Annotated in this window: 9 protein-coding genes; 8 read left to right on the forward strand and 1 reads right to left on the reverse strand. The window is 46.3% G+C overall.

Features of this window, described 5'->3' with window-relative positions:
- The first annotated feature begins 40 nt into the window (after positions 1-40).
- The 3 genes from ACFQ2O_RS17140 (at position 41) to ACFQ2O_RS17150 (ending at position 1875) form a co-directional block, all read left to right on the forward strand.
- The gene (locus ACFQ2O_RS17140; protein ID WP_377530590.1) at positions 41-691 is read left to right on the forward strand and encodes a hypothetical protein; all 651 of its coding nucleotides are present in this window, start codon (positions 41-43) and stop codon (positions 689-691) included.
- A 66-nt stretch (positions 692-757) separates the two neighbouring features.
- Complete coding sequence (locus ACFQ2O_RS17145) at positions 758-1303, forward strand: hypothetical protein (RefSeq protein ID WP_377530593.1); 546 nt, start codon at positions 758-760, stop codon at positions 1301-1303.
- A 131-nt stretch (positions 1304-1434) separates the two neighbouring features.
- Entirely contained in the window at positions 1435-1875 is a 441-nt protein-coding gene (locus ACFQ2O_RS17150) for a GNAT family N-acetyltransferase (protein WP_377530595.1), read from the forward strand.
- 39 nt (positions 1876-1914) lie between these two features.
- Here the strand turns inward: ACFQ2O_RS17150 and ACFQ2O_RS17155 are convergent, their stop codons facing one another.
- Entirely contained in the window at positions 1915-2766 is an 852-nt protein-coding gene (locus ACFQ2O_RS17155; protein ID WP_377530598.1) for a polysaccharide deacetylase family protein, read from the reverse strand.
- A 371-nt stretch (positions 2767-3137) separates the two neighbouring features.
- Between ACFQ2O_RS17155 and bioB the strand changes: the two genes are divergently transcribed.
- The 5 genes from bioB (at position 3138) to ACFQ2O_RS17180 (ending at position 8620) form a co-directional block, all read left to right on the forward strand.
- On the forward strand, positions 3138-4139 hold the full coding sequence (bioB, locus tag ACFQ2O_RS17160) for a biotin synthase BioB (RefSeq protein WP_377530601.1): 1002 nt from the start codon (positions 3138-3140) through the stop codon (positions 4137-4139).
- 68 nt (positions 4140-4207) lie between these two features.
- Entirely contained in the window at positions 4208-5338 is a 1131-nt protein-coding gene (locus ACFQ2O_RS17165) for an aminotransferase class I/II-fold pyridoxal phosphate-dependent enzyme (RefSeq protein ID WP_377530603.1), read from the forward strand.
- On the forward strand, positions 5335-5949 hold the full coding sequence (bioD, locus tag ACFQ2O_RS17170; protein WP_377530605.1) for a dethiobiotin synthase: 615 nt from the start codon (positions 5335-5337) through the stop codon (positions 5947-5949). The genes ACFQ2O_RS17165 and bioD overlap by 4 nt, the downstream gene beginning before the upstream one ends.
- 81 nt (positions 5950-6030) lie before the next feature.
- Entirely contained in the window at positions 6031-7347 is a 1317-nt protein-coding gene (gene bioA, locus ACFQ2O_RS17175; protein WP_377530608.1) for an adenosylmethionine--8-amino-7-oxononanoate transaminase, read from the forward strand.
- A gap of 82 nt (positions 7348-7429) precedes the next feature.
- The gene (locus ACFQ2O_RS17180; protein WP_377530610.1) at positions 7430-8620 is read left to right on the forward strand and encodes a beta-ketoacyl synthase N-terminal-like domain-containing protein; all 1191 of its coding nucleotides are present in this window, start codon (positions 7430-7432) and stop codon (positions 8618-8620) included.
- Positions 8621-9042 lie beyond the last annotated feature (422 nt).

A 9042-nucleotide genomic window follows, 5' to 3' on the forward strand; every position in this document is an offset into this window, starting at 1 on the left:
CACAAAATAATAAATGATTTATTCATAATTTCAAGGATTAATGAAATCACAAAAAGTTCGTGGGCATAAGAGACGCCATAAGCAAGTTGAACAGTGGAGGCGGAAAAATCTGGAACTTGACCTTGATTACCTGAAGAGAAATGGAAGTGACCACATAGATATTATAGTGCATCCTTGGTGTGACAACTCAATAACCAAAAGTTCTATACCAGAACCAAATAGGAAAATCAAGCAAGAAATACTGAATGGGCTTCTTGATATTTATGATAGCTGGAAAATACAGCTTGACCAGTTAGGTCAGCCTTACTATCTAAAGATTTGGCTTTATGAGCCACGGTTTTCAAAGTCACAGGTGGTTTGTGCTATAGGTGATAATATAAAAGACTATGAAAATATCTTCTACAAATCAGTTAAAGAAAAGGCACTCAAAACACGCAACTATGGAAATCTAAAAGATAGGCTCGAGCAGTTCAACTGGGAATACTATTTAGATGAAGATCGTTACGATAACTGTGAAATTGGAGAACCAGAACATTATGTTTCACAACAAGATTTTGAAGAAGCTAAAGTTTGGTTTGAGAAGCAACTTAAGAAACCTCATCGGTCAGAAAAGCTGAAAGAACCGATAGGTAACATAACAGAGGTGTACTCTTTTAAACGTGGAAGCCTTTGGTTAGGCATGAAGAAATAAAGTCTTATAACCACACCTTTACCACAGCCACGCCACTACACCAATCCCAAAATCCGTTGCTAACAAATGATAACAACAGAAACGTACCAAAGCAACAAGCCTTTCATTAACTCGCTAATTACAGGATTATTCTATTTCTTATTTACAGTATCAGTTTACTTTATCGAAGTGACGAAAATCCCTTATATGGTGTTAATGCCTTATCTGCCTGGAGTAACATTTCCGCTTTTAACCACCTACTACAATCTGCCTAACGACAAGCGTACAGACAAGAAAGTTTTCATTCATTTTGTTTTGTCTGTTCTAGTTAATCATGGTTGCGTGTGGCTATACAGCGGTGAAGGCAGCATGCCTCACATCGTAGTGGCTGCCGGAGCCGTTGGATCTCTACTATACTTGTTAACCACAAAGTATATACTGAGAAAGAGGCTTTCTCTTACAATGATATGGCTGGCATCTACCTCTAGTGGTCTGGTGTTTTTGCCGTACGATCTTCAGGGTACAAAATCATTCTTTATGCTTGGCCCAGCAATTCTTATTTGGACGCTGATTAACGGGCTACTTCTGAATAGGGAGTATAAAATCTCACCTATACAAGTCGCAAAGGCTTAAAACCTGAGAATATCGTTTTCACAGCCCAACACATTAACTCCTACATTAAAACATGAATTAAAGAAAGCTATATTAGCAAGGAAAAACATATCGTTCCCCTTTTCAACACATAACGCTATACTTCTACACACATGATCCGCCCCTACACCAAAGAAGACCGAGAAGAGTTGCTGCATTTGCTCAGGCTCAACACACCTCTATACTTTGCTGTAGCCGAAGAAGAGGACTTTCAGGAGTACCTTGACCAGCATCTGGAAATCTACTACGTGGTAGAGGAAAAAGGAGCCATAGTGGCTTCAGGTGGTATCAACTACTTTGCTGAAGATAAGCTGGCCCGTCTCTCATGGGATGTTGTACATCCTGACTATCAAGGTAAAGGTGTCGGAAGGGTACTCACCCAGTATCGGATAGAGCAAATTAAGCAAGCCCCTGCTATCGCCACTGTTGTTGTCCGTACAACGCAGCTAGTTTATAGATTTTACGAGAAGATGGGCTTTGAATTAGAAGAAGTAAAAAAGGATTTCTGGGCAGAAGGCTTTGATTTATACCTTATGGCACTCAAAGTAAAGTAACCATCTTCGGCAGCGCACCTTAGTATAAAATACTCATACCTATTTACTTGATTTTTTAGCGGGTTCAGCCCTTTTCATATACTTAGTGGCCTCTATAAATGTCGTATTCCATACTTCCTTTTCATGTGCTTTCAGGTAGTGTAGCAGCTTACTGTGTGCCTCCAGCGATACGTTTAAAGAGTGCTCACCTCCTACCCCATGAAACAGAAACACGATCATGCTATTGGATTTAATGGCCTGCTTCACCAGCTCAATCAGCTCGTCGCCAGATTGCCCGTTGATCATGTACGTGCCGATGTTATAGAAATCCTTCTCACCTATCGGCACCATTTTACCCTGCACGCCCCGCGCTGCCACAAAATCGCCTTTTATAGCATCTACATAAGATTCACCTCCAGCTTCGGTGTCTCCACAAGGGTAGGCAAATGTTCGGTCCTTTTTGCCGTCCACCGACTCCAGCACCGCATTGGTCATCTTGATCTCATCTTTAATACGGCGCACAGAATAGGTAGCCAAATCATATTCTGGTGTCACAAAGCTTCTGCCGGGACTGCTGCCATTGCAGGGGTGGAAAAGCGTATGATTTGCTAACTCATGTCTGTTTGTCGCTACCTTACCCCACTCCTCCATCCGCTTAGAAAATGCATCAGAGGCAGCTGTTAAAAAGAAGGTACCTTTCAAGTTCAGGGAGTCCAGGGCAGGGATGGCATTATCCAGGTGCACGTTTAGGGCATCATCATAGGTAAGCACCACAGCAGCCTTTTTGCCGTTCCAGGGTGCCTTTTTCTGAGCGAAAGCTGGAAAGCTACTCAGGCACACTACAAACAGCAACACAAAGTTTCTCATCAATTTAATCATCTTATAAGGGTGGAGCTTCAACAGTTCATTCATAAGTAAAGCTAAGATAACGGAAATCAGCAATAAAGGCATATCTACTCTACCTCTCACTGCCATTAAAATCAATAACTCATACGCTACATCTTTACACCCAGCCTCTCAAATTCAGTTTCTAAACACTTCTCCCTTCGTTGCGGTTAGTGCTGCTGTTGGTAAAGTAGCAGGTTGCAGCGATGTGATAATTCTTTAGCCAAAACTAAGTGTGATAGCAAAAATAAATTCTCAACAAATTAACAAAACGATTTATCCACAGAAAACCCACACAAGCTGAATTACTTAGCTAATTATCCACTAATACTACCCATACTTTTGATTTTTAATTCCTAAATCTTCAAATTACCTTCGTAACCCTAAACGCGAGTACCATGATGCAAAACGGACTAAACACTGCTCTTCGTAACGATTGGAGCCTGGAAGAAATAAAAGTTATCTATTACAAGCCTGTACTGGAACTGATTGTAGAGGCTGCTAATGTACACAAGCAGTTTCAGGCAACTGGAGAGGTGCAAGTGTGTACGCTACTGTCAGTTAAAACTGGTGGTTGCTCTGAAGATTGCGCTTACTGCCCACAAGCTGCACGCTACCATACGGGCGTGGATGTACATAAACTGATGAGTCAGGAGCAGGTACTTACAGCCGCGCAGCGCGCCAAAGAAGGCGGCTCTACCCGTTTTTGCATGGGTGCTGCCTGGCGCGAGGTACGCGATAACCGCGACTTCGACAAGGTACTGGACATGGTGAAAGGCGTGAACGATATGGGCCTTGAGGTTTGCTGTACGCTGGGTATGGTAAACGAGTACCAGGCAGAGCGTCTGAAAGAAGCAGGCCTTTATGCCTACAACCACAACCTGGACACGTCAGAAGAGAACTACGCCAGCATTATTACAACCCGCACCTACGACGACCGCCTGAACACGATTGATAATGTGCGCAAAGCAGGTATTTCCGTGTGCTCTGGTGGTATTATTGGTCTGGGTGAAACAGACGAAGACCGTATCGGTATGCTTTATACTTTGTCTACTATGGAGCAGCACCCCGAGTCGGTGCCTGTAAATGCACTGGTTCCTGTTAAAGGTACACCACTGGAGAACCAGCCGTTGGTATCGGTTTGGGAAATGGTGCGCATGATTGCCACTGCCCGTATTTTGATGCCTGCCTCTATGGTACGCCTTTCGGCTGGCCGTGAGCGCATGAGCGTGACAGACCAAGCACTTTGCTTCCTGGCTGGCGCGAACTCCATCTTCACAGGCGAGAAACTGCTCACCACTCCTAACCCGGATTTTGACGCAGACAAAGCCATGTTCGAACTACTCGGCCTGAGCCCAAGAAAATCATTTAAAGAAGAAGCCCAGCCAGTGGTGGGTTAGACATTAGATACTAGATGTTAGACAAACATACTTGTACATCTGTAAAGAAGTCTAAAATCTAACGGCTTATGTCTAACATCTTAAAAAAGCTGGAGCAAAAGCTGGCGGAGCGTGCGGCGCAGGGAACTTTGCGTCAGCTCAAAACCACCAGCGGGCTTATTGACTTTTGCTCAAACGACTACCTCGGCCTTGCTCGCTCTGAAGAGCTGCGGGCACTCATCCACAAGGAAGAGGACAAGTATAAACATTTACCATTGGGGGCAACCGGCTCCCGACTTTTATCAGGAAACCATCCGCTTTTTGAGGAGCTGGAAAGTATAATTGCGCGCTACCACCATACAGAGGCGGCGCTGCTGTTTAACTCCGGCTACTCGGCTAATGTGGGGCTACTGTCGGCATTGCCACAGCGCGGCGATACGGTGTTTTATGATGAGGCTAGCCATGCCTCTATGAAAGACGGTTTACGCCTGAGCTTTGCCAAAACCTACTCCTTTCGCCATAACAGTGTGGAGGATTTGCGGCAAAAGCTGAAGCATGCCACAGGGCAGGTATACGTGCTGGTAGAGTCGGTATACTCCATGGATGGAGATGCTGCTCCCTTACGGGAGTTAGCAGAAGTATGTAAAGATCAGGAAGCCGCTTTGATCGTGGACGAGGCACATGCTGTGGGCCTTTACGGAGAAAAAGGCGAAGGACTTGTTTCGGCTCTTGGGCTGGAGCAAGATGTGTTTGCTCAGGTTATTACCTATGGCAAAGCTATGGGTAGCCATGGCGCAGCGGTAGTCGGCCCTCAGGCGCTCCGCGACTTTCTGATCAATTTTAGTCGTGCTTTTATTTATACTACGGGCTTACCAACGCATGCGCTGGTAGCCTTAAAGTGCGCTTATACTTTGTTGCCCCAACTGACTCAAGAGCGGGAAAGGGTAAAAAAGCTGTCGCACCTATTGTACCTAAAACTGAACAAGCTGAGCGGCATTAGCTGCTCACCGGAAAACAGCGTGATACTGTCTGTTTTCCTGCATCAGCCTCAGCGGCTCAAAGAGCTGGCGGCTGCGCTGCAACAAGAAGGTTTTGACGTGCGCCCCGTGCTGCCGCCAACTGTGCCACAGGGTACGGAACGGCTGCGCGTAATTGTGCACGCATTTAATACAGAAGAAGAAATTGACGGTCTCGTGAAGGCCATAGCCAAAGGTACATGAAACAATATTTTGTAACAGGCATCGGAACGGACGTTGGCAAAACAGTTGCCGCAGCCATACTTACCGAAGCACTGCAAGCTGATTACTGGAAACCTGTGCAAGCAGGTGGCCTGGATTTTACGGACACAGACACTGTAAAGAGTCTGGTTTCTAATGCGCGTTCTATTTATCACCCGGAGGCTTACCGTCTCAAGATGGCATCGTCGCCACACAAGGCGGCTGCCGCCGAAGGCGTTGAGATAGACGTAAAATCCATGAAACTACCCGACACCCAAAACAACCTGATTGTAGAGGGAGCCGGAGGCTTGATGGTACCCTTGAACAAGCGCTTTCTGGTGCTGGACCTGGTGCAGCAGCTTGGGCTGGAAGTGGTATTGGTATCACGTAACTACCTGGGAAGTATAAATCATACTTTGCTTACCGCTGAGGTGTTGCGCTATCGTAAAATTCCAGTGGCAGGTATTATTTTTAATGGAGAGGAGAATCCTACGTCAGAAGACTTTATTGTGAAGTATACCGGCCTGCGCCGTTTGCCATCTATACGTCAGGAAGCTGATTTTTGTAAGGATGCCGTTGCAGCTTATGCTCAGGAGTTTAAATCATACTTGTAAGACATTAGAATTTAGATATTAGACGCTAGACCAATGCGCATAATGTCTAAATTCTGACGTCTAAAATCTAGCGTCTAAAACATGAATTTAGCCGAACGCGACCATAACGTTATCTGGCATCCCTATACACAAATGAAAACCGCAGCGCTTCCTGTTCCGATTGTTCGGGGTGAAGGGGCGCTTTTGTTTTCAGAGGATGGTACGTCCTATATTGATGCTGTGGCATCGTGGTGGGTGAACCTGCACGGCCATGCGCACCCATACATTGCGCAAAAAGTAACAGAGCAGCTAAACACGCTGGAGCATGTTATTTTTGCCGGATTCACCCATCCTGCAGCGGTTACTTTTGCCGAGCGCCTGCTACAGATTTTGCCAAGCAATCAAAGTCGCATATTTTATTCTGACAATGGCTCTACAGCTGTAGAGGTAGCCATGAAAATGGCCATCCAATATTGGAATAACCAGGATACTCCTAAGCATAAAATTATTGCCTACCGCGACAGTTATCACGGAGACACCTTTGGTGCGATGGCCATAAGTGCCCGCAGTGCGTTTACCGTACCGTTCTGGCCATACTTGTTTGAGGTGGAGTTTATAGATGTGCCTGTTGCCGGAAAAGAGGAAGAAACCATAAACCAACTGGAGGCACTGGCAAAGCAGGACGACATAGCCGCATTCATTTTCGAACCACTGGTGCTAGGCACAGCCGGTATGGTGATGTATAGCCCGGAGGTGCTGGACCGCCTGCTGCAGATCTGCCAGCAGCACAACATCCTGACCATTGCCGATGAGGTGATGACAGGTTTTGGCCGCACTGGTCGCACCTTCGCCTGTGATTACCTGCACCACCAGCCCGATATGATCTGCATGTCCAAAGGCCTAACAGGAGGCACCATGGCTTTAGGCGCGACCTCGGCCTCTGAAAAGATTTACAATGGCTTTCTTTACGATGATAAGGCAAAAACGCTCTTCCACGGCCACAGCTACACAGCCAATCCTGTAGCCTGCGCCGCTGGCCTGGCAAGTATGGATTTGTTACTAGCACAGGAAGCGCAGGACAACATCAAGCGAATTGTAGAACACCATACAGCTTTTGCACAAAGTATAAACAAATTACCACAGGTGGCACAGGTGCGACAGCAGGGCACGATACTGGCTGTTGAGTTTGAAGACGGCACCACCTCTTACTTCAGCGACCTCCGCGACACCCTCTATAGCTACGGTTTAGATCATGGCGTGATTCTGCGTCCGCTGGGCAACATCATCTATATTATTCCACCTTACTGCATCACTGATGAGCAGCTAGAGCAGGTGTATGAGGTGATTCGGGGAATGCAGCAGGTAGTAGCTGGTGCGAAGCACTATCCGCGCCCCAACCAAACCACCTTGCACGATTAGCTTCTAATTTATACTTCCTCCAGTTACAGAAGCTACAGCTGGAGGAAGTATTATCGTTTTATCCCTTACCTTTGCTGCCAGTTTGAAAGAAGAGAAGCAACATATCGTTATCAAAGGTTGTGGCATCCTATCGCCATTAGGCTATGATGCCGCCAGTGTAGCGGCCGCTTATGCAGCTGGCAAACCTGCTTTTACCACGCAAACACACCAGGGACAAGCTACACCAGTAGCAGCCTTACCTCCCGCTGCTGAACAGCAGCTTGAGCAACTCATCGAAAGCAACTCAGTTTACAAACAACTCGACCGCTCTGTACTGATGGCTGTTTATGCAGCACAGCAGGCGGCGGCACAGGCGGGATGGCTCCATAAAAACGCCTCGGATGATGATGACCTGGCTGTAAACATAGGCTCTTCAAGAGGAGCCACAGGCTTGTTTGAACAGCACTATGAGGCATTTCAGCAAGAGCAGCTCTCATCCAGCGCTTCCCCTACTACTACGCTCGGCAACCTTTCCAGCTGGGTGGCCCATGCCGTTAACGCCGGCGGCGGACAAATCAGCCACTCCATAACCTGCAGCACTGCCCTAATGGCCGTAGCCAATGGTGTAGCCTGGTTGAAGGCAGGTATGGCGAAGCGTTTTCTGGCAGGCGGCACCGAGGCTCCGTTAACAGATTTTACTATTGCCCAAATGAAGGCAGTAGGCATCTACTCCAAATTAGCAGAGCACCCCTACCCTTGCCAGCCTTATGCGCAGGAAAAGCAGAACACTTTTACCCTTGGTGAGGGCGCCGCTGTATTCGCCCTGGAGCAAAATATAACTGCGCCAGGTGATGTTATAATAGAGGCAGTTGGATTCGGATTTGAGAAGCTTACGAGCAAAACAGGCATCTCTTCCGAAGGGCTGAACTTTCAGAAATCGATGCGGCAAGCGTTGACGCAATTACCAGCACAGGACCAACAGGTAGATCTGATTATTACCCATACCCCCGGCACCCGCGCCGGCGATAGGGCAGAACTAGCTGCCATACAAGCTGTTTTTGGTGATACTTCACCAGCCATCACGACTAACAAGTGGCTCATTGGCCATACCTTAGGAGCATCCGGTGCTTTGAGTATACAGTATGCGTTGCACATTCTAGAGCAACAGCAATTCACCTCTATACCATACCCACATCTACTTCCACATCAGGATAGTTCTCAAATCAACCGTATTATGATCAATGCAGCAGGCTTCGGAGGTAATGCGGCCAGTATTGTGCTCCAAAAACGCTAAGGTGTAGTTTGATAAACAAATGTGCCGGAAGTGGTGGCTAGTAGCTAAATCTATAGGTGTTGCTTTAGAGTAAATAGGGAGGGTTTAGCTGTATAAAGTTATAGTAAGTCGTGCTATGCAGCCTAACTATAAGGGCTGTTTATCATTCCCAAAAAGTGATTTATACAGTTGCTTCCAAACCTGGATTACCTCACAAACCTACACCTACCCGTGTGTTAAGTTGATATAAATTTTCTCTACAAAATCCCCTTATCTAAGCAGCAAATAGCCGATTGGACCTTAACTATTTCATCAACAGCAACTCATACACTTGCAAAACAGTACAATATATAAATCAGAAAAGTGAAAGTTAGAACTATATCTTTTTTCTTTTATCACTTTTCTGCACGCTCTCATACATGATTTGAACGGAATTCTTATAC

Origin of the sequence: Pontibacter rugosus (genome assembly GCF_042678745.1) — a bacterium.
Taxonomy (GTDB): Bacteria; Bacteroidota; Bacteroidia; order Cytophagales; family Hymenobacteraceae; genus Pontibacter; species Pontibacter rugosus.

Coding starts and splice junctions, on each gene's coding strand:
- ACFQ2O_RS17140 (WP_377530590.1), top strand. CDS start 41: ATGAAATCACAAAAAGTTCGTGGGCATAAGAGACGCCATAAGCAAGTT.
- ACFQ2O_RS17145 (WP_377530593.1), top strand. CDS start 758: ATGATAACAACAGAAACGTACCAAAGCAACAAGCCTTTCATTAACTCG.
- ACFQ2O_RS17150 (WP_377530595.1), top strand. CDS start 1,435: ATGATCCGCCCCTACACCAAAGAAGACCGAGAAGAGTTGCTGCATTTG.
- ACFQ2O_RS17155 (WP_377530598.1), bottom strand. CDS start 2,766: ATGAATGAACTGTTGAAGCTCCACCCTTATAAGATGATTAAATTGATG.
- bioB (WP_377530601.1), top strand. CDS start 3,138: ATGATGCAAAACGGACTAAACACTGCTCTTCGTAACGATTGGAGCCTG.
- ACFQ2O_RS17165 (WP_377530603.1), top strand. CDS start 4,208: ATGTCTAACATCTTAAAAAAGCTGGAGCAAAAGCTGGCGGAGCGTGCG.
- bioD (WP_377530605.1), top strand. CDS start 5,335: ATGAAACAATATTTTGTAACAGGCATCGGAACGGACGTTGGCAAAACA.
- bioA (WP_377530608.1), top strand. CDS start 6,031: ATGAATTTAGCCGAACGCGACCATAACGTTATCTGGCATCCCTATACA.